Annotated in this window: 22 protein-coding genes and 1 tRNA gene; 1 reads left to right on the plus strand and 22 read right to left on the minus strand. The window is 40.3% G+C overall.

Annotated elements, in window-relative coordinates; genetic code table 11:
* Positions 1-1,033: 1,033 nt before the first annotated feature.
* The 6 genes from GYY70_RS05730 to mltG are packed head-to-tail and all read right to left on the minus strand — an operon-like array spanning position 1,034 to position 5,605.
* Complete coding sequence (locus tag GYY70_RS05730; RefSeq protein ID WP_174831576.1) at positions 1,034-1,825, minus strand: MBL fold metallo-hydrolase; 792 nt, start codon at positions 1,823-1,825, stop codon at positions 1,034-1,036.
* The gene (locus GYY70_RS05735) at positions 1,822-2,604 is read right to left on the minus strand and encodes a YchF/TatD family DNA exonuclease (protein WP_174831683.1); all 783 of its coding nucleotides are present in this window, start codon (positions 2,602-2,604) and stop codon (positions 1,822-1,824) included. Before GYY70_RS05735 ends, GYY70_RS05730 begins: the two co-directional genes overlap by 4 nt.
* Positions 2,604-2,963, minus strand: coding sequence for a PilZ domain-containing protein (locus tag GYY70_RS05740; RefSeq protein WP_037391894.1), 360 nt, complete (start codon positions 2,961-2,963; stop codon positions 2,604-2,606). Before GYY70_RS05740 ends, GYY70_RS05735 begins: the two co-directional genes overlap by 1 nt.
* Before the next feature lie 9 nt (positions 2,964-2,972).
* A complete protein-coding gene (gene holB / locus GYY70_RS05745; RefSeq protein WP_174831577.1) occupies positions 2,973-3,962 on the minus strand; it encodes a DNA polymerase III subunit delta' in 990 nt (329 codons plus the stop codon).
* Positions 3,959-4,585 (minus strand): dTMP kinase, encoded by a 627-nt coding sequence (tmk, locus tag GYY70_RS05750; protein WP_037391743.1) that lies wholly within the window; start codon positions 4,583-4,585, stop codon positions 3,959-3,961. Before tmk ends, holB begins: the two co-directional genes overlap by 4 nt.
* A gap of 15 nt (positions 4,586-4,600) precedes the next feature.
* On the minus strand, positions 4,601-5,605 hold the full coding sequence (gene mltG / locus GYY70_RS05755; protein WP_174831578.1) for an endolytic transglycosylase MltG: 1,005 nt from the start codon (positions 5,603-5,605) through the stop codon (positions 4,601-4,603).
* Positions 5,606-5,844: 239 nt separating this feature from the next.
* On the opposite strand from mltG, the gene GYY70_RS05760 reads away from it, so the two are divergent.
* Positions 5,845-5,920: transfer RNA gene (locus tag GYY70_RS05760), tRNA-Ala, on the plus strand.
* Positions 5,921-7,021: 1,101 nt separating this feature from the next.
* On the opposite strand, the gene GYY70_RS05765 is transcribed toward GYY70_RS05760, so the two are convergent.
* From GYY70_RS05765 to GYY70_RS05840, 16 genes are all read right to left on the minus strand, one after another.
* Positions 7,022-7,270, minus strand: a complete 249-nt coding sequence (locus GYY70_RS05765; RefSeq protein ID WP_084563214.1) for a hypothetical protein — start codon at positions 7,268-7,270, stop codon at positions 7,022-7,024.
* A 2-nt stretch (positions 7,271-7,272) separates the two neighbouring features.
* The gene (locus GYY70_RS05770) at positions 7,273-7,482 is read right to left on the minus strand and encodes a hypothetical protein (protein ID WP_174831579.1); all 210 of its coding nucleotides are present in this window, start codon (positions 7,480-7,482) and stop codon (positions 7,273-7,275) included.
* 72 nt (positions 7,483-7,554) lie between these two features.
* On the minus strand, positions 7,555-7,797 hold the full coding sequence (locus tag GYY70_RS05775) for a hypothetical protein (RefSeq protein WP_084548085.1): 243 nt from the start codon (positions 7,795-7,797) through the stop codon (positions 7,555-7,557).
* 34 nt (positions 7,798-7,831) lie between these two features.
* Complete coding sequence (locus GYY70_RS05780) at positions 7,832-8,053, minus strand: hypothetical protein (protein WP_041879282.1); 222 nt, start codon at positions 8,051-8,053, stop codon at positions 7,832-7,834.
* A 449-nt stretch (positions 8,054-8,502) separates the two neighbouring features.
* Positions 8,503-9,177, minus strand: a complete 675-nt coding sequence (locus GYY70_RS05785; protein WP_084563218.1) for an XRE family transcriptional regulator — start codon at positions 9,175-9,177, stop codon at positions 8,503-8,505.
* 127 nt (positions 9,178-9,304) lie between these two features.
* A complete protein-coding gene (locus GYY70_RS05790; RefSeq protein WP_174831580.1) occupies positions 9,305-10,414 on the minus strand; it encodes a hypothetical protein in 1,110 nt (369 codons plus the stop codon).
* Between the two features lie 268 nt (positions 10,415-10,682).
* Complete coding sequence (locus GYY70_RS05795) at positions 10,683-11,495, minus strand: urease accessory protein UreD (RefSeq protein WP_174831581.1); 813 nt, start codon at positions 11,493-11,495, stop codon at positions 10,683-10,685.
* The gene (gene ureG, locus GYY70_RS05800) at positions 11,495-12,130 is read right to left on the minus strand and encodes an urease accessory protein UreG (RefSeq protein ID WP_174831582.1); all 636 of its coding nucleotides are present in this window, start codon (positions 12,128-12,130) and stop codon (positions 11,495-11,497) included. The genes GYY70_RS05795 and ureG overlap by 1 nt, the downstream gene beginning before the upstream one ends.
* Before the next feature lie 151 nt (positions 12,131-12,281).
* Positions 12,282-12,839 carry a HupE/UreJ family protein gene (locus GYY70_RS05805; RefSeq protein WP_037392624.1) on the minus strand — a complete coding sequence of 186 codons (558 nt, stop codon included), beginning with the start codon at positions 12,837-12,839 and terminating at the stop codon, positions 12,282-12,284.
* Between the two features lie 22 nt (positions 12,840-12,861).
* Complete coding sequence (locus GYY70_RS05810; protein ID WP_174831583.1) at positions 12,862-13,581, minus strand: urease accessory protein UreF; 720 nt, start codon at positions 13,579-13,581, stop codon at positions 12,862-12,864.
* Positions 13,582-13,594: 13 nt separating this feature from the next.
* Positions 13,595-14,110 carry an urease accessory protein UreE gene (gene ureE / locus GYY70_RS05815; RefSeq protein ID WP_174831584.1) on the minus strand — a complete coding sequence of 172 codons (516 nt, stop codon included), beginning with the start codon at positions 14,108-14,110 and terminating at the stop codon, positions 13,595-13,597.
* Positions 14,111-14,140: 30 nt separating this feature from the next.
* Positions 14,141-15,862 carry an urease subunit alpha gene (gene ureC / locus GYY70_RS05820; protein WP_174831585.1) on the minus strand — a complete coding sequence of 574 codons (1,722 nt, stop codon included), beginning with the start codon at positions 15,860-15,862 and terminating at the stop codon, positions 14,141-14,143.
* A 103-nt stretch (positions 15,863-15,965) separates the two neighbouring features.
* Positions 15,966-16,280, minus strand: coding sequence for an urease subunit beta (locus tag GYY70_RS05825; RefSeq protein WP_025330074.1), 315 nt, complete (start codon positions 16,278-16,280; stop codon positions 15,966-15,968).
* Between the two features lie 91 nt (positions 16,281-16,371).
* On the minus strand, positions 16,372-16,674 hold the full coding sequence (gene ureA / locus GYY70_RS05830; RefSeq protein WP_084548076.1) for an urease subunit gamma: 303 nt from the start codon (positions 16,672-16,674) through the stop codon (positions 16,372-16,374).
* Between the two features lie 223 nt (positions 16,675-16,897).
* On the minus strand, positions 16,898-18,688 hold the full coding sequence (locus GYY70_RS05835; protein ID WP_084548094.1) for a 2-isopropylmalate synthase: 1,791 nt from the start codon (positions 18,686-18,688) through the stop codon (positions 16,898-16,900).
* 239 nt (positions 18,689-18,927) lie between these two features.
* Complete coding sequence (locus tag GYY70_RS05840; protein WP_174831586.1) at positions 18,928-19,353, minus strand: excinuclease ABC subunit A; 426 nt, start codon at positions 19,351-19,353, stop codon at positions 18,928-18,930.
* Positions 19,354-19,380 lie beyond the last annotated feature (27 nt).

Here is a 19,380-nt window from a genome sequence, read left to right on the forward strand (position 1 = left end):
CTTAATCTACTATTTATTCATCTGACCAAGATAATTTAAATGATTTCAATAAAAATATAATTTTGTGTCAATAACTCAAATATTAAATATGATTATTAATTCATCCGGAACTTATTTAAGTATTTTATACCGATAATTTAAAATTAAACTCCATTTCCTTGTTATTTCTCTTTTATTCATTCACAACTTTAAAAGTAAATTTCTAAAATCACATTATTCAGAAACAATGTATTTATAAATATCTGTATCACACAATTAAATTTTAAAATATTTTTCTTACTATACTCTGTTTTTAACATACTTTGCAAGTGTTAATCCATACTATTAATCCTGTTCAATAATTCTAGACAGATAATACATCCTGTATTAATGCTTTAGAAGTTAAATTAAAGACCTTCACCAAATTATACTGTGAATATGTTTTTATATTACTTATATCGGTAAAAAGTGCGTTTTGTCTATTATCAGAAGAAACATCATATATATCTCACACCAACTTCTCTATTCTGACACTGATATTACCTATAAAATTTGTATCAGCATGATTGTTAAAAAAGTACGGTAATGTCTTAAGATACATCCGATGCATAAAGCTTTTAATCAGAATGATTATATTCTGTAACAGAGCAATCATTTGATATCAAGCGCCAGAGATATAATGAGCAAATTTGTGCAATTTACCACTTAAAATTTTAGTGTATTTTCAGATAAATCATTAACATTTGTGTTTTGATTATTCAGGTATTAATTCTGTTTTTCAGTTTTTAGAACAATACACCATAATCCGTTTATTTATCAGAGCAATACCGTATCAATTTTATTTTCTAAGAATACAGATAACTGTATATAGCAAGTGATAAAGAAAGTATTAATTGCAAGGCAAATCCAATAAAAATTGTATAAATGAAAATATTTTGATACTGAGCCTGCTAAAACAAATAAATTAGTAATCCGCGATAAGATAAATAATAGAAATTTATTTGCAATCAAAAAATTTCTACTTGTAAAAGTTAGACTATTCTTAATAAAAAAATTAATAATGACTGCTTACCACCATACCATCATAAGCCGGTGTGCAGTTTTTGGGGCAGCGATGCTTGAGTGCGTGATATTCCAAATTATGAGTCATATGAATGAAGTAAGTTTGTCTGGCATTGATACGCTTAGCATAAGTGAAAGCTTGCTCGGTACTCAGATGACTTGGATATGGGGTATCCATCAGGCAATCGAGAAAGAGATAATCCAGCCCGTTTAAGTACGGAAATACAGATTCATCTATATGGTTAAGATCGGTAAACCAGGCGATGTTGCCAATACGAAAGGCACTGGTTGTCCAGCTACCATGTGGTACACCGAAGTGCCACACAGGTACACCGTCAATAGTCAGAACGCTATTTTTACCTTGATTCAATGGCAGTTCATATGCACGTAATACCGGCCTGTTCCAATGGTTATTCTGCTCCAGAAAGGCATAATCGAAACGGTTCTGAATATTGGACAAGGTGTCATGGTGTCCGTAAACAGGAATAGCTGCACGTTGTCTGTAGCAGAATGCACGCAAATCATCAATGCCGTTAAGGTGGTCTGCATGCGGATGAGTATAAAGCACCCCATCGATACGCTGCAGCTTATGTTGTAAGGCCTGATGATAAAAATCAGTACCAGTATCAATTTGCCAGTATTGTTCACCAATCTGTACATGTGCACTGCAACGGGTACGCCGGTTTTTGGGATCTGTGCTGATACATGCAGAACAGTCACACCCGATAACCGGTGTACCGGATGAGCTGCCACAGCCAAGTACAGTAACAGTAATCTGTGTCATGACTGATTGCTGATTGGCGGAATTTTACTAAAAAGCCGATAGGTATTAGCCGTTGTAGCTTCTTCAATGCTGGTGATGCTGTCTCCGCGCAGTTGTGCTACAAATTCGGCAGTATAACGCACGTAAGCCGGTTCATTTTGTTTACCGCGTTTAGGCACAGGTGCCAGATAAGGAGCATCAGTTTCCACCAGTATCCTGTCTAACGGAACATAGCGACACGCTTCCTGTATCTGTCTGGCATTTTTAAAGGTTACAATTCCGGAAAAAGAAATGTAAAAACCCAAATCCAGTACAGCTTTGGCAAATGCAGTATCTTCTGTAAAACAGTGAATCACACCTTGTTGTGCTTGATTTTCATGCAATAGGCGCAATGTATCGCTGGTAGCTTCCCGGGTATGGATAATCAGAGGTAGGCCGGTCAGATTAGATGCCTGAATATGCGTACTGAAGCGCTGATGCTGCCATGCCAGATCTCCGCTACACCAATGATAATCGAGTCCGGTTTCTCCGATACCCACTACTTTTGGATGTCGGGCAGCGGCAACCAATTCATCCACACTCATTTCTGCTGAATTCTGATCTTCAGGATGAACACCAACGCTGGCAAACAGATTGGTATGCTGTTCTGCCAGCGCCAGTACCTCAGCAGCACTAGTACGATCTACACTAATAGCAATAGCCTGACCTATGTCTGCCTGAGCCATATTTTCCAGTATTTGCGGTAATCTGACTGCCAGATCAGGCATATTTAAATGGCAGTGTGAATCGATAAGCATGATTATAAAGTATAAGTAGTACGTTCGCTTAGCAGTAATCCGGGCAAAATATCTTCAATCGACTGTTTTACTGCAATACTGTCTTCATCTTTACCAAATGCCAGCCCGATACCCTGTGGCTGCCCGGTGGAAGTGGTAGCAGTGTTGATCCATACTACGGTGGTACGCAAATATTTAGCTTCGTTGAATTCTGGCAAGTTAACGACCAGTAATACTTCTTCACCCATATTAAATGTATCAGTGGTAGGAGCAAACAGACCACCATGCTGCAGAAAAGCCATGTAACTGCGATACAGTTCCGGTTTGTCGGGTATTGTTAAATTGAGCATTTTGCCCGGCAGATTAGCAGGAGCTTCGGCCATAAATTTCCTTTATGATTTTATGTTTTTTTGCTGCCAAATATTCAGATATTCAATTAATAAATCTTCCAGCTGCATTTTAACATTTAGTGTATGTTTACCGTAAGGGGCAAGCTTGTTTACTTTATCAATTAAGGCAAACAACGATAATGTATCTGCCTGCCGGCTAATCTCATTTAATGCTTTACTCCATACAGGGTAATACATGGGTTGTATATTTTGCTGAGCCAGTGACAGATCAAGTAACCATTTAGCCAGCCAGTCGAGAAAAGTAGCCAGAGCCAGTTTGTGTTTATCAAAAGTAGCGGCATAATCCAGCAAAGCAATCAGACGCGGCTTAACCAGCAAGGTAATTAATTCGTTACGCAGCCGAGTATGGCTGTCGTTTTCATTAAACAAGGGGGCTCCGCCGTGAAAGGCTAACAGTTCAGCTGCATTATCTCCGTGTTGCTGTTGTGCATAAGCCAGTGCCTGTGCAGGTGCTGGTATGGTTAACACCACTTGCCGGCAACGGCTTTTAATTGTTGGTAACAGACGATCTTTCTGATGGCTTACCAGAATAAATACCATACCTTGCGGCGGTTCTTCCAGAATTTTCAGCAGTGCGTTGGCTGCTTGCAAGTTCATATTTTCTGCCGGATAAATCAGAGCTACACGTTTGCCGCCACGATGAGCACTCAGATGGGCAAAATCCAGAACGTTACGTATAGTTTCCACCTTAATCAGTGGCTGTTTACGCTCTCCGCCTTCGCCATCTGTTTCTTCGGGGGTAACCAGCAGAAAATCGGGATGGCTGTGCTGACTGTATAAATGACAGGATGTACATTCACCACACGGCTGATGATTAGTACCCGGAGACTCGCATAATAATGCTTGTGCCAGATATTCAGCAAATTCCCGTTTACCAATTCCCGGATGACCATAAAGCAGCCATGCATGCGGTTGTTGCTGCCAGTGCCGGGCTATCTGTTGCCAGACTGGTTCAAGCCATGGATAAATCATGAATCTAATCCAAACAACTGTGCTAACCCTTGGTTAATTTGCTGTGCCACATCCTGAAGATTCAAACTGCTATCAATAACAGAATAGCGTCGGGGTGTGGCCGCAGCACGTTCCAGGTAAACAGCGCGAGTATGCTCAAAAAACGCAGCATCCAGTTGTTCAAAACGGTCAGGATGGCTATTCTGGCTGAGACGTTGCTGTGCAACTGTCAGAGGTACATCCAGTAATAAAGTTAAATCGGGCTGAAAACCTTGCTGCACCCAGTTTTCCAGAATAGTGATATCTGTCAGCGGTAAACCACGGCCACCTCCCTGATAGGCGAATGTAGCATCGGTAAAACGATCACTGACTACATGTATGCCTTTTTCCAGTGCCGGTTTAATAACCTCATCCAGATGCTGCTGGCGTGCAGCAAATATCATCAGAGTTTCAGTACGGGCATTAGCATGAGTAGCCGGGTTTAATAATAATTCGCGTAATGCCTCACCAATGGGCGTACCGCCGGGTTCCCGGGTAAAGAGTACCGGCAACTGGTGTTTTTCAAACCAGTTACGTATGGTATTGAGGTTGGTTGATTTACCGGCACCGTCAATTCCATCCAGAGTAATAAATTTTGCTTTCATCTATAGTAAACCCGGTTAATGCTTTTTCAGAATATATTGGCGGACAGCAGCATTGTGTTCATTCAGATTATGGCTGAACTGGCTGCGTCCTGTACCATCATTTCGCGCTACAAAGTAAAGATAATTGTTACTGGCCGGATGTGCCGCAGCTTCGAGCGCTGCTTTACCCGGCAGAGCAATAGGAGTAGGCGGCAGACCGGAACGAGTATAAGTATTATATGGTGTATCACGGCGCAAATCCGCTTTTCCAATCTTGCCTTTATAACGGGAACCCATACCATAAATGACAGTAGGATCTGTTTGTAATCTCATATGCTGATTAAGCCGGTTGACAAATACAGCTGCTACATTGTTTCTGTCTTCAGCATGGCCGGTTTCTTTTTCAATCAGGCTGGCCATAATTAGTAAATCATAAGCAGACTGATAAGGTAAATCACTGCGACGCTCTTCCCATGCAGCCTGTAAATGTCGCTGCATCGTATTAAATGCCTGCTGATAAAGAGATAAATCACTACTGTCTGAACTAATATCATAAGTAGCCGGAAAAAACAGCCCCTCCGCCTGAGTGTAATTACTTTCAGCATTTAGCTGCTGTAACAATTTGCTGTCCGGCCAGTCTTTCGTAATATGCTCAATATCCGGTGTGTTATCAATTAACCTGCGCATTTGCGCAAATGTACTGCCTTCAATAATCTGCACCGTAATGCTGTCTGGTTTACCGTTGCGCAACCTTTGTAAAATTTGCCAGCTGGAAACTGAACGGGGAATGCGATAATTACCACGATGGATTTTATCTCCCATACCCAGCATATAAGCAGTACCGACAAAAACCCAGCGGCTGTAAATCACATCATTAGCAGATAAATTACGACTTACTCCACTGATGCCGTAGCCAGCCGGTACTTTTAACCGATAGCCTGTATTGCTTTTAGGCAGGAATAAAAGTGTTGCCCACATCAGCGCAAATACCAGTAAGCCTGTTAGTATTAAAAGTATAGTCTGTCTTTTTTTGCGCTGCATAAACGCTTTCCTGTTTGAGAACAAAAAATCTGGGTTAGCATGTAAGTATAAATTTAATTAGCAGATGCGACTACTTTATCAATCCATGTTTATTATGGGATAAGCGTTATATTCAAAAATCATACCGGTTGAAAACCATATTTTCTCTCATTCTCAGCAAAGATTGAATCAGTGCTTGCAAAATTCGGTAGTTCAGGTAAAATGCGCAACCTATTCAGCAGTAATTCGCTGCACACAGTGGGGGTATAGCTCAGTTGGTAGAGCGCTTGCATGGCATGCAAGAGGTCAGCGGTTCGATCCCGCTTACCTCCACCAGTTAACATTTTGATTAGTAAACATAATTAGACGCCCGCCAGCGTCTATTTTTGTATTTATAAAATCTTTGCGCGGGTTTTGCGCGGGTCATGGCACTTTCTTTCTTACGATTGTTAGGGATTTGCTCAGTTACAGGTCTGTTTCCAGCATTTTATTTGCCAACTCAATCATACATTCATGCGCGCATATCTTTTCACCAGACCAGCCGTCTAACTCAGTTAGTTGCCGCGTGGGTGTCCCTTGTACTGCGTGATTAGTTGCCTACGTATGCCGGTTATCATGAAATCTATAATTTTCAATCTTGGCGCGCTTTAAAGCTTTTTTCCATGGATAACTGGCAATTTTTTGATTATTTTATGTTTATTGATAAATACATACATTATTATATTTGTCTAGCCGACTTAAAATAGTGAGTATTACTTCATTATTTAATCATATTTCAATTGATTTTAATTATTTTGTTTAAAATGCAAAATCAATGTAATGTGACGTGATAAATCAATTTGTATTCTTCCTTTTTAAAACCTACAATATTTACTCTTCTCAAACCTGTCGCCAGTACAAAAATTACAATAAATTTTAAATACTCAGACTTTTCTTTTAACTATACTGCGTTAGTTTTACGCTAGGTATTCTCAGGATGGTTTCTTAATAATACCATCCCCACCTGTTTTTCCTTTGGCAGACACATATTATTTACTAGATTTGCTCTACTCCTTTTATATACTTAGCTTCTTAAACTTACAAAAGTTATATTAGTTTTTAGTCATTTATCATATTTTTCTTAAAAATACTTGTGACTAAAGGATTTATGTGCAGGCATTGCTATGAAACAACTTCAGAAATTAGTGCAAGTTATATGCAACTTTTGCAATAGTTAATAAAATTTACATATAGCACCCAATTAAAAGCCAGCTAAGTTTTGTTTATACTAATTTCAATTTACAAAGCCACTATTCAGCATAGAAAGTGTTTGATCGCTTATTTAATATTTGGCTCGTTAAAGTTAACTATAAGTTTTAGCATCCAATCTGAATAAAAAGATTTGTACTCATTTCTGCATTAATATCTAAAGACTCATATTTAAATAGAAAATATTATTTAGTCATTTATCGGGTTAAAACTGTTACGTAGCCGGGCGAGCATATCGAGATCTGCTATCAGTGCACTACAATCTGCATAGCCGTAATGTTGCAACAATACCGGATCTATCCAATCCAGACGTCGCTCCAGACGATGGCATAGCTCAGTTTCTAAACAAATATTAGAAAAGACATTGTTGTTTTGCCATACGTGTCTGACTAACTCTTCATCAGTTAGATGCCTGAATATTGTTTTACTATTAATCATAACTATGGTTCCAGTACAATAGCATTTACCGGATTATATTCTTTACTGTCCATTATTTTTCTCATGTGATTGCCTTCCTTATCAGCTTCTTCCTGTTTCTTTTGCATCAAACATTGTCCTTCACATTGCATTTTTGAAAGCGGAGAAGGTTTTACATCAAAAATAGTTGCTATAAAAAAGACCACCAAGATGGTGGTCGATAATTTGCACATTTTTTCTCCTTTGTAGACCGGCGCATTTGTTATTGCAAATATCTGTTACGGTGCATTTGTGATGCAGATAAATTAATGCATATGTTCTAATTTTTGTTTAAAGCTTTTCTTAGTTTTGGAAGAGTTAATACAATGGCAAATAAAATATCTGGCTGTTTTAAAAGAAGAGAAAAACGCTGCTTTACCTTTATAATAAACGGCAAAAATAGGTTCGTTATTAATAATAGCGTATTTGGATATTACAAAACCGCTTTCTTTATGCATCCAGTCAAAGCCACGATCAGGTCGCTTTATTTTGGTTAAGCTGATTTCCATCACGTTCTCCTGCTTGTTATTAAATCAATTATGCTTATCCTGAAATTGTTAAATCTACTGGTTCCCAATCTTCACTATTTTTACAAGATAACCAATTAAGTGACGTATCGCCGATGTTGTACTCATCTTCATCAGTAGTAGAAATAACAACTCCATGGCTTTCAGAAAAAAACAGAACAATAAATCCGTACTCCGGATCCCTGCGAGCAACCGGATAGTTAACTCTTTCTTTTGAGGGTTGAACAATTTCCAGCATAATTAACTCCTTTTTAAAAGTGATTAAGTGGTGAGAGTTGCACTGTTACCGAGTTCTAAAAACTAAAATATATTTATTGTTGATATATCTATTGTGGTTTTTAAACTCATTTTATTTCCGTTTATAGCTGAAATTTTTAAAAAAAACCGATAAACAATTTCAAGAATAATAAAGGAGTGCTTGCTTATCCTCAGCTTATGAAACTCGGCAATCTGACCAGTCATTCTTTTGCTTCCTTTCCCCGACACTGTTTCATGCCGAAGTCGTCAGTTTCTTTAACTTGGTCGATGGGTGTATATTACAATTGTAATTAAATATAAGCAATCAATTTTGTGATTATTTAGACTTAAAAATAGTAATAATTTGATTATTAAACGAATTAATTATTAATTTTGTGATTATTTGTTGTAAAAAAACCGCTATTTATTAGCGGTATCAAGTTTGAAGTTTTAGCCTCCTCGCCAGACCATTTTACCTAGTACTTTAAAATGGTCATATGTTTCTTGTGTTACATGCATAGTTTCATAATCCCGGTGATAGCTAATGATATCCACACCATCTTCAGAATTACGTAATTCTTTAATATATAATCTATTTTTAAATATTATTGCATATACACTGCCATCTACAATCTCTATATCATTTATATCCAGCAAAATCGTGTCCATGTCATAAAGTAAGGGCTCCATGGATTCACCACGAACATACATTGCTTTAAGAGATGACTCATTAAGACCTTTTCTCTGTAGCCAACTTTCTCTGAAGAGTAATTTATCCGGATTATCACGAACTATCCAAGTTGCGTTACCAATACCTGCAGATAAACTAATATCGTAATGCGGAATTTTCACATACGCCCCTTTATCACTAATATTTTTGTCAGAATAGCTACCAATTTCAGAGGATACCGGAACTACACTTAAATCTTTTACTCCATTCAATAAATAATTTGGCGTAGTATCCAGAATTTCTGCAAGCTCTATTATTTTTTTTGTGCTTTTATTTCTGCCTGTTTCTATTTGTGCGATTGTACTTTGTGGGACGCCTGCCATTTTTGCTAATTTAGCTTGTGAAAGATTTTTACTTTCACGAAGCTTAGCCAGACGTTCTCCGAATGTGGTCATAGATCGCTTTCCGGATAAAAATTAAAATTTATCACATATGTAATAATGCTTCAATAACTTAATCGTGTTGAGACTGTACTAAAATTCTAAGATAAAACCCATTTGAATTGACAATTTAAAATAAAAATTACAATTCTGCCTGCTCATCATAATCATCCAATACCCCATCATTCATTCTGTCTAAATGCTTTTGTTTACTGAGTTCTTTCAGTTTACTATAAGAAATATAACTACAAATTTCAGATAAAGGTGCTTTTTCTAAAAGAGAAAAAACCGGTCTGAGTATTTCCTGAAAAACTTTTTCCTGCCGGTAATCGGGTGCAACAATATGTAATTTGATATTCATATTCGGTTGCAGTGCAAGTAAATCGGCCATTCTTAATAAACCCGAATAAACTGAAGTCGTATGCTCTACTTCGAACGCCCGAACAATTGAACGCCCTTTTAACCAGATAACATCTATTTGTTCAATCGTACTTATTGTCGCTTCATCATAATTAAGCGGTAATCTATCCAATAAAGCTTCGGTACCTTTGTTCCATTCTTTTAAGACTCTGCTGCGATCTGCCTTAGGTAACCAAATTCGATGTCCCATACAAGCTCCTATCTGAGCCAGTAATGCCTGCATTTTAATTGATTCACGAACATCATTATTTTGACTGCCTTCATTATCATCTATAGATTCATCATTTTCAGGCACAGAAACTTGAACTACCTTATCCACACGATTCACAGTATGTTTTTTTAAGTTTTTCAACTCTTTTTCATCTAAAGGATAAGGAAAAGGATTATTAGCCTGCATCGATAGCATCTCTGCTAATAACTCTCCGTCTTTATCATTAAGTTTATTTAAACTGTTTCGCAGAATACCGGTCCAGATACTACTATTTTTAGGATATGACTGAGTAAAAGAAAGATGCTGCCAGATTTTATCGTCACGAATTGGGATTGAATCAGGCAAGGATAACCATACTTTTGGTCGTACATGAAAACACAAAACATGCTGATCGTCTGTTTCTACAAAATCAGGTTTAATAGCCCTAAACGGCTCGTTATCAAGTATTTCAAGTAAACCACACCAGCGAGAGATGCGGGTAACATAACAAACTAAAATATCTCCGGCTTTAACCCGTTTCGCAACCTCTTTATGTCGTTCATAAAAACCATCAATCGTTCGATCTGATTGAGTAAAAGCCTGATATGTTTCCGGAGTAAAAATTTCGGTGTAGTAAGTCATAGACCGCATCCTGTCCACATTTAATTATGATAACTATTATGTCTATATCAGAATCACAAAAATTAATGACAGCTCTGAATAAAACTAAGTAAAACGATTATTTTTAATAATTACTGATTCAGATACAGAGTTATACTCAATTTACTAAAATAAATTTCTCTATTAACTATATTATCCAAAAATAAAAAATATTTATACAAAAATTATTAAAAAATTAACAATAGCATTAGTTCATTTTAATCATTATCCGGATAAATATAAGAGTGTATTAACTTAAATAACGTGCCATTTGTTCTAATATCTGCTGTAACGTTTCTGCGTTCAAACCTAATGCACGTATACATAAAGCACAATCGCCAGCCTGAGTTATCCCCCATAAATACTGATTATTTTCTAACGGCCAGTCTGGCTGTAGTGCAGAATAGATTTCGTTAACCAGTTGCTGGATTTCGTTTTTGCTGGCAGCGGTATTGACATAGTAAAGACAAGCCTGATGGGTATATTGCTCCATCTGTCCCAGTACATTTAACGGCTGCTGGTGCGGATGCCAGTATATATTGTCATTAAGCAATGCCTGCTGCCGGTAATCAATGTTAATGCGTGAAGACAGATAGCGAAAATCCCAGCTTTCCTGATTAAGCACGCGACCGCAGGCTATGATTTCGCCCAGCATGAGCTGACAGTTATCTGCCAGAGTAATATGCATGGTTTGTGTTAAAGCTGCATCACGATGCAAAACTAAAGGATGAGGCAGATAGCATAGCCGGCTGTGTTCATGCAAGCAGATACGGGTATGCTGCTGTGCTTCCGTAGCAGCCGGCATGGATTGCACCCGGGTAAATGCTTGGGTAAACAAATACAATTGAGTTTGTTCCGCCAGCTCTATATCAATATCAATACTATCCCCTGCCAGTAATCCCGGTGATGAACTCATTTGTATCGCCGGCAAAGCCAGCGACCATACCGGTGATATCATTTGCGGTAAAGGCAAAATTTTCAGCGGTGGTGTATAAAAGCAACTGGCAAAGGTAGTCTGTCCGTGCCGGTTTAGCTGAGTAGATAGATGTAAACGGCTGTGCATTAACGTATCAGACCGGCTGGTTCGTCTGTGTTCTCAAGTAAGGCGTATTTTTTAATCCATTTGATTACAGTGGTAATACCTTCCTCTGCCATCAGATTGGTAAATACAAATGGCTGCCCTTTACGCATACGCTGTGCATCATGCTGCATCACTTCAAGGCTGGCACCCACATACGGCGCTAAATCAGTTTTATTGATAACCAGCAAATCAGAACGGGTAATACCCGGTCCGCCTTTGCGCGGAATTTTTTCTCCCTGCGCCACATCAATAACAAACAGCGTAACATCAGCCAGATCAGGGCTGAAAGTAGCAGAAAGATTATCACCGCCACTTTCGATAAATACTATCTGAATATCTGGAAAGCGTGCTGTCATTTCATCTACTGCTTCCAGATTCATACTGGCATCTTCACGAATGGCAGTATGCGGACAACCACCGGTTTCTACGCCCATAATTCGTTCTGGTGGCAACAGGCTGTTTTTGGTCAGAAATTCAGCATCTTCCTGCGTATAGATATCATTGGTAATCACCGCAATACTATATTCCTGAGCCATATGACGGGTAAGTTTTTCAATCAGTGCAGTTTTACCGGAACCTACCGGACCGGCAACGCCGATTTTAATGTATTCACGCATAGTGTTCTCTGTGCATCGATTACGTTTATTCGGTCTGATACAGTATTTCACGACTAACTCAGCTGCTTCTATTCAGACAGAACAGCTTGTTTATTAAACAATCAGTTCAGAAGCCATTTCTGTCTGAACTGATTTTATCCGAGTATTGTTATCAGCCTGCAAACAGCATACCGAAACCAATCAGACCAATCACGCTGCCGATAAAACGTAATACCCACTGATGTTTACTCATTACAGTACCCAGTGCAAATCCGATGGCATGCAAAACCGCCGTTGCAATAATAAAGCCACAGGCATAACTGAATGCACCATGTGAGCCCATTTCGGCACCATGTGCAATACCATGAAACAAAGCAAACAAGCCAACCAGCAGCATAGCAGCACCTGCCGGTACTTTTTTCAGCCAGGCCGCAGCCAGCCCCAATACCAGTACGGAAACGGCAATCCCCTGCTCCAGCATTGGTATTCGGATATCCTGTGCCCCCATCACAAATCCGGCAGTCATCACACTGACAAAAGTAACAGGAATCAGCCAGCGTGCTTTACCCTGAAAAGTTGCCGCCCATAAACCTACTGCTACCATAGCCAGCAGATGATCCCAGCCACTGAGCGGATGCTGAACGCCTGCCATCCAGCCTTCGGTAAGGTGTCCGGGATGAGCAAAGGCAAATGCCGGGGATAATAATAATAAAGCAAATATTTTTTTCATGTTTTCCTCCAGTGTTGAGACATTAACTCATATACAAACGGCTATACAAACGTTCGTGCTGCATCGCCCGAATGTCCGTTGCCAGTGTAGTAGCGCCAAGTTGCTGTTGTTGCGGTTGCATACTTGCAATAACGATATGAGCTATTACTGCATGCAATTCAATTAACATTTCCTGTCCGGCCATCTGGCTGAGCGGTATCAGCTTAACTCCGTTGGTAATTAAACCTACTACCGCATTGTAATAAAATGCCTGCAATGCAGCCGCTTTATCCAGTTGCATGGACGCAGCAAGTAATCCAAATACCAGCGGGTAAAACCCGCGTACCTGCTGTGCTGTTAAAGCAGTCTGATAGGAAGCCACTATTGCTGAGCTGGTATGTGGTGCAAAAATTTTCAGCAGACGTATGCCGAGCTTATAACTGCTTTCCCGTAATTCACGTGCGATTTTTGTCGCCCCTATCTGTCTGTCCAGAGATATCAGGGCATTCAGATTATGTTCAGTAGCAGCAGTATAAGCCAGAGACATGTAAGCACCATCATTATGTAACCAGTTTTGCTTTAACTGTGTTTCAGCAAATGCTTTCAGTGTAACAGCATCATAAATAATGCCCTGCTGAACAAAAGTCTCCAGCCCTCCGGAATGATTAAAACCACCTATTGGTAGCGTCGGGTCGGCCAGTTGCAGCAATAATCCTGCTCGTGTCAGTGTTTCTATATCAATTTTTCGGTCTGAGCCGGACATATAGTGAAATTCATTAATGATGGTGATGGCCGGTTATATCATGGCTATGGCTGTGTCCTGCACCGATACCCGGCGCTGAATTAGCCCGCAACTGTTCACTTAATCTTCGTTGCTGACGTGTCGGTGCGAATCCGGCAGCCTGCAGCCACTCAAATAAAGGTTTATCAAACGGCAACAGTAATTCATTACCATCCAGAAACAATGGTGTGTGTTTATTGCCGATTTCATAGCAAGCACGTGCCATTTCCGGCAAAGTTTGCGGAGCAAGTACTATGACTTCACTTGGCTCGATTTGCACTGCAATGACCAGCTGTTTATCCAGATAAACCACATCATCATGATGCAGTCGCTGCCCCTCTTTCAGCAGGCGAAAAGCAATTTCGCGCCCGCCGGCAGTTGTAGTACGGATAATGCGCCGGTCTGCTTCAAACCATTGCAGGCAGACAGTATCCAGCATCTGAGTAGTAATCTGCTTTTCCTGTTTTAGAGTTTGCAGATTGCCGATAATGGTTTGGATAATTAGATTCATTTGTGGTTTTATAAAAAATATTATTGCATATTAAAACAGAAAATATCGCTGCGCCAAAGCCACTTTATTTACTGGTTTACAGGTAATATGTTCGCCATTCACCCGTACTTCATAAGTTTCCGGATTTACGCTGATTTCCGGCATAGCATTATTGTGAATCAGGTCTTTTTTACCGATTGCACGGCAATTATGCACAGGCAGAGTCTGTTTAGATAAACCGTATTTTTTGCGAATATCATTATCCACTCCTGCCTGAGAGACAAATAACACAGCAGTATCCTGAACAGCACGCCCCAGCGCACCAAACATCGGCCGGTAAATAACTGGCTGCGGTGTCGGAATAGAGGCATTCGGATCACCCATACGTGCATAACTGATGCTGCCGCCCTTGATAATAATTTCCGGCTTAACTCCAAAAAATGCCGGTTTCCACAGAACCAAATCGGCAATTTTACCTGTTTCAATTGAGCCGACATAATCACTGATGCCCTGAGCAATAGCCGGATTAATGGTGTATTTCGCCAGATATCGCTTAATACGGAAATTGTCATTCGCACCTGTTTCTTCGGTCAGACGTCCGCGCTGCTGTTTCATTTTATCGGCAGTTTGCCATGTTCGCAGAATGACTTCTGCCACTCTGCCCATAGCCTGCGAATCTGAACTCATAATCGAAAATACACCCATATCATGCAAAATATCTTCGGCAGCAATGGTTTCTGGACGAATTCGTGAATCAGCAAACGCCACATCTTCTGCTACACTTTTATCCAGATGATGGCACACCATCAGCATATCCAGATGTTCGTCTATGGTATTAACTGTAAACGGACGGGTAGGATTGGTGGAAGCCGGTAATACATTCGGATACATCGCAGCTTTAATAATATCCGGAGCATGCCCGCCACCTGCACCTTCAGTATGAAAGGTATGGATTACACGGCCATTAATTGCACGCATGGTATCTTCAAGAAAACCGCCTTCATTCAGCGTATCAGTATGAATTGCCACCTGCACGTCCATCTCATCGGCCACCCGTAATGATGCATCGATGACAGCGGCTGTAGCTCCCCAGTCTTCATGGATTTTTAACCCCAGTGCTCCGGCATTTATCTGTTCACGCAGCGGCTCCGGAGTGCCACAGTTACCTTTACCAAAAAAACCAAGGTTAACCGGCGCTTGTTCAGCAGCCTGTAACATTTTCTGAATATGCCATGCGCCCGGTGTGACTGTGGTGGCATTGGTACCATCGGCCGGACCAGTACCACCGCCAATCATGGTAGTAATACCCGATTCGATGGCATGAGTAATCTGTTGCGGAGAAATAAAGTGAATATGGGTATCAATCCCGCCTGCGGTCGCAATCAGGTTGGCACCATTATGCACTTCGGTAGCAGCACCAATAATCATTCTGGGGTGCACTCCGTCCATTGTATCCGGATTCCCTGACTGACCTACAGCAACAATTTTGCCGTCACGAATACCAATATCAGCTTTTACAATGCCCCAATAGTCCAGTATCAGTACATTAGTGATAACCATATCAAGCACATTTTCATTACTGCGCGTTGCTGTAGCAGACTGTGCCATTCCGTCCCGGATGGATTTACCACCACCGAATTTTCCTTCGTCACCATATGTAAGTAAATCACGCTCTACTTCTGCAAATAATTCAGTATCACCCAAACGCACTTTATCGCCTACTGTTGGTCCGTAAGTAGCAACATATTGCCGGCGGGAAATTTTCAGGCTCATAGCTGGTTTCTCTGTCTAAATAATTTGTATCGATTTTTCGGTAAGTTATTTTTGCTATTAATCAGAATATTTACATCAATCTGTTATTGCTCAGTCAGATAAATTATTCACTGTTTACGCTGCCATTTATGGCATTATGAAAACCAAATATTTTTTTGTGCCCGCCAAACTCCGTCAGTTCTACCGTTTTCGATTCTCCGGGTTCAAACCGGACTGCGTTACCGGAAGGAACATTCAGACGCATGCCGCGTGTCTGTTCCCGCTCAAACTCAAGTGCCGGATTGGTTTCATAAAAATGATAGTGGGAACCCACTTGTATCGGACGATCACCACGATTAATGACAACAATGGTCATTGTACGGCGATTCTGATTGGCCATAATGTCATCTGCGGCCAGAATATATTCTCCCGGAATCATGCTGTTTCTCCTGAATTTGTTTTGAACAGATATTATTTGCTGTTTAATAATAATTCGCCTGCAGCTAATCTCAGAATAACTGACGTTTATTTCAGCGAATAGGCTGATGTACGGTAACCAGCTTTGTCCCGTCCGGAAAAGTAGCTTCAATCTGGACTTCATCTACCATATCAGCAACACCTTCCATAACATCAGCAGTGGTGAGCAGTGTTGCTCCGTACTGCATGAGTTCGGCAACGCTCATACCATCCCGTGCAGCTTCTTGTAGCTGGCTGCTGATATAAGCTATCGCTTCCGGATAGTTCAGTTTTATTCCCCGTGCCCGCCGTCTGGCCGCAAGTTCTCCTGCCAGAAACAGCATCAGTTTTTCCTGTTCACGACTGGTTAGATGCATATCTAAGTTTTCCTTTGTAAATATTATGGTGTTATTTACAATTATACTTAAGAAAATTAATTTATTTATTAATAATTAATAATAAACTTAAATAAGGGTTTTTGTATATAGTAAGATTTTTTCTCAATAAAATATACCCGTATAAACTATTATTTATACGGGTATTGTTAAATTAATAACTAATTTTTATCAAGCTGTAACTGTTATGAAAGCCGGCTAGCTGCTAAATCACGCCCTGAGCTTTAACCCGCGGCTGACTATCCAGCTTATTCAAAGCAGACAGATAGGCTTTGGCACTGGCGACAATAATATCTGTATCAGCACCCTGTCCGCTTACCAGATTACCTTCACGCGATAAACGGACTGTAACCTCACCCTGACTTTCAGTACCGGCAGTAATGGCATTAACTGAATACAGTTGTAAATCGGCTGTGCTGTGCGCTTCAGATTCAATGGCTTTGAATACCGCATCAACTGGTCCTGAACCATGACCGCTAGCCCGTTTTTCGTTTCCGTCCAGATTAAAAACAATTTCTGCTACCGGCTCTTCTCCGGTTTCACTGTGAATACTCAGAGATACATATTTGTAACGATCCGGTGCGCGGCTAACCAGCTCATCTGAAACCAGCGCATGCAGGTCTTCATCGAAAATTTCACGTTTTTTATCTGCAAGCTCTTTAAAGCGGGCAAAGGCTGCATTCAGTGCTTCTTCACTATCCAGCTCGATACCCAGCTCCTGTAATTTAGTCCGGAAAGCATTACGACCGGAAAGTTTACCCAGTGTAAGCCGGTTTGTACTCCAGCCAACTGATTCAGCAGACATAATTTCATAAGTTTCGCGGCATTTCAGCACCCCATCCTGATGAATACCGGACTCATGGGCGAAAGCATTTGCGCCTACAATGGCTTTATTTGGCTGGACAGGATAACCGGTAACTGTAGAAACCATTTTTGAGGTAGGAACAATTTGTGTGGTATCAATATTGGTTTCCAGACCAAAAATGTCGTGACGGGTCTTCAGTGCCATGACTACTTCTTCCAGACTGGCATTACCTGCCCGTTCACCCAGACCATTAATAGTACACTCTACCTGTCGTGCTCCACCGCTTACGGCGGCCAGTGAGTTTCCTACGGCCAGCCCGAGATCATTATGACAGTGTGCCGACCAGATAACCTTATCACTGCCGGGTGTTTTCTGAATCAATTCACGGAAAAATGCCTCAGTCTGAAAAGGAATGGCATAACCCACTGTGTCCGGAATATTGATGGTAGTAGCACCTGCCTCAATAACTGCCTGACAAATCTCGGCAAGAAAATTGATATCACTGCGCAATGCATCTTCGCAGGAAAATTCCACATCATCAGTATATTCGCGTGCAATTTTTACTGCTTTAACTGCGGTTTCTTTAACCTGTTGCGGTTTCATGCGCAGTTTATGTTCCATATGCAACGGACTGGTAGCAATAAAAGTATGAATGCGTTTGCGCTTTGCCGGTGCAATAGCTTCTCCGGCCTTACGTACATCTCGTTCATTAGCCCGTGACAGTGAACATACCGTTGCATTCTGAATAATTTCGGCAATACTGTGAATAGCATCGAAATCACCCGGACTGGCAGCAGCAAATCCTGCCTCAATTACATCTACACCTAACTTCTCCAACTGGCGTGCGATGCGGATTTTTTCTTCTTTGGTCATGGCTGCACCCGGCGACTGTTCTCCATCGCGCAGGGTGGTGTCAAATATAATGACTCGATTATTGGTACTGGTCATTCTTGGTCTCTCCAAGGTAGTGTTATTGTGTTGCATAAATGCATTGATATCCAGCGGCTTATTTTGTTTCTCAGCCATCAGAATAATTTTTTGTAACTGATTTAATGGTAATGAACCACGCTTACGCCATTTATAAATAGCAGCTGTAGAAGCAGCATTATCCGGATAATGTTGTTTGAGTGCTTCTGCCAAAGCATTGACGCCACCAAAATAGGCAATTAAGCGGTCTATATTCAATTGCATAACTGACCTTTTGTCCAATTTACTCATTTTATTGTGCTACAATATATTCCGTTAAGCTAATATACGTAAAATTAGACATTAAAGCAAGTTAAATTTCTATTTTTCTTAATAGAATAATTTTATTTAGACATTTTAGACAAAAGAGAGATAATTATTTTTGAGTTTATACTTGTGATAAAAAACCGCCGGTTTATCTTTTATTCAGATAAATGGCGGTTGTATGGCAAACAGCTGTGATTTTAATTTGCCAGATCTCCTTTCAGAGCAACACCTGCAATCACTCCGCCAGCATGACATTCATATTCTTTTGTACTAGCCATACTGTTTTTCTTATAATAGCTGACAATATTGGTTACTTTACTGGCATTATGAGCAACGGCCTGTTCCTGTAGCTGTTTTACAGCAGATAGAAATGCCCAACGGCAGGCTTCTTCATCTGTTTTGCCTACACTATTGGTTTTACGGTTGCTAACCAGACCGGCACGCACTACCCGTCCTGAACTCTGAGCAAAATAAACTTTTATTTTCGGATTCAATACCTGTGTAGCTTCCGGTGCATTAATTGCATCCTGAATAGACAAAAGCAATTTATCATCACGTGCATAAGCAGCAGACACACAAGCCAGCAATGCTGCCAGTGTTATTACTTTAGAAAACTTTTTCATTCCTTACTCCTTTTAATTAATGAAGTG

Source organism: Snodgrassella sp. ESL0324, from assembly GCF_013344955.1.
Lineage (GTDB): Bacteria > Pseudomonadota > Gammaproteobacteria > Burkholderiales > Neisseriaceae > Snodgrassella > Snodgrassella alvi.

Excerpts from the sequence above, each read along its gene's own strand:
- GYY70_RS05785 (WP_084563218.1), bottom strand. The coding sequence starts at position 9,177 with ATGACCACATTCGGAGAACGTCTGGCTAAGCTTCGTGAAAGTAAAAAT.
- tmk (WP_037391743.1), bottom strand. The coding sequence starts at position 4,585 with ATGAAAGCAAAATTTATTACTCTGGATGGAATTGACGGTGCCGGTAAA.
- GYY70_RS05790 (WP_174831580.1), bottom strand. The coding sequence starts at position 10,414 with ATGACTTACTACACCGAAATTTTTACTCCGGAAACATATCAGGCTTTT.
- holB (WP_174831577.1), bottom strand. The coding sequence starts at position 3,962 with ATGATTTATCCATGGCTTGAACCAGTCTGGCAACAGATAGCCCGGCAC.
- GYY70_RS05840 (WP_174831586.1), bottom strand. The coding sequence starts at position 19,353 with ATGAAAAAGTTTTCTAAAGTAATAACACTGGCAGCATTGCTGGCTTGT.
- GYY70_RS05780 (WP_041879282.1), bottom strand. The coding sequence starts at position 8,053 with ATGCTGGAAATTGTTCAACCCTCAAAAGAAAGAGTTAACTATCCGGTT.
- GYY70_RS05770 (WP_174831579.1), bottom strand. The coding sequence starts at position 7,482 with ATGTGCAAATTATCGACCACCATCTTGGTGGTCTTTTTTATAGCAACT.
- GYY70_RS05765 (WP_084563214.1), bottom strand. The coding sequence starts at position 7,270 with ATGATTAATAGTAAAACAATATTCAGGCATCTAACTGATGAAGAGTTA.
- GYY70_RS05795 (WP_174831581.1), bottom strand. The coding sequence starts at position 11,495 with ATGCACAGCCGTTTACATCTATCTACTCAGCTAAACCGGCACGGACAG.
- GYY70_RS05775 (WP_084548085.1), bottom strand. The coding sequence starts at position 7,797 with ATGGAAATCAGCTTAACCAAAATAAAGCGACCTGATCGTGGCTTTGAC.
- ureA (WP_084548076.1), bottom strand. The coding sequence starts at position 16,674 with ATGCATCTAACCAGTCGTGAACAGGAAAAACTGATGCTGTTTCTGGCA.
- GYY70_RS05810 (WP_174831583.1), bottom strand. The coding sequence starts at position 13,581 with ATGTCCGGCTCAGACCGAAAAATTGATATAGAAACACTGACACGAGCA.
- GYY70_RS05730 (WP_174831576.1), bottom strand. The coding sequence starts at position 1,825 with ATGACACAGATTACTGTTACTGTACTTGGCTGTGGCAGCTCATCCGGT.
- mltG (WP_174831578.1), bottom strand. The coding sequence starts at position 5,605 with ATGCAGCGCAAAAAAAGACAGACTATACTTTTAATACTAACAGGCTTA.
- ureG (WP_174831582.1), bottom strand. The coding sequence starts at position 12,130 with ATGCGTGAATACATTAAAATCGGCGTTGCCGGTCCGGTAGGTTCCGGT.
- ureE (WP_174831584.1), bottom strand. The coding sequence starts at position 14,110 with ATGAATCTAATTATCCAAACCATTATCGGCAATCTGCAAACTCTAAAA.
- GYY70_RS05835 (WP_084548094.1), bottom strand. The coding sequence starts at position 18,688 with ATGCAATTGAATATAGACCGCTTAATTGCCTATTTTGGTGGCGTCAAT.
- GYY70_RS05805 (WP_037392624.1), bottom strand. The coding sequence starts at position 12,839 with ATGAAAAAAATATTTGCTTTATTATTATTATCCCCGGCATTTGCCTTT.
- ureC (WP_174831585.1), bottom strand. The coding sequence starts at position 15,862 with ATGAGCCTGAAAATTTCCCGCCGGCAATATGTTGCTACTTACGGACCA.
- GYY70_RS05740 (WP_037391894.1), bottom strand. The coding sequence starts at position 2,963 with ATGGCCGAAGCTCCTGCTAATCTGCCGGGCAAAATGCTCAATTTAACA.
- GYY70_RS05825 (WP_025330074.1), bottom strand. The coding sequence starts at position 16,280 with ATGATTCCGGGAGAATATATTCTGGCCGCAGATGACATTATGGCCAAT.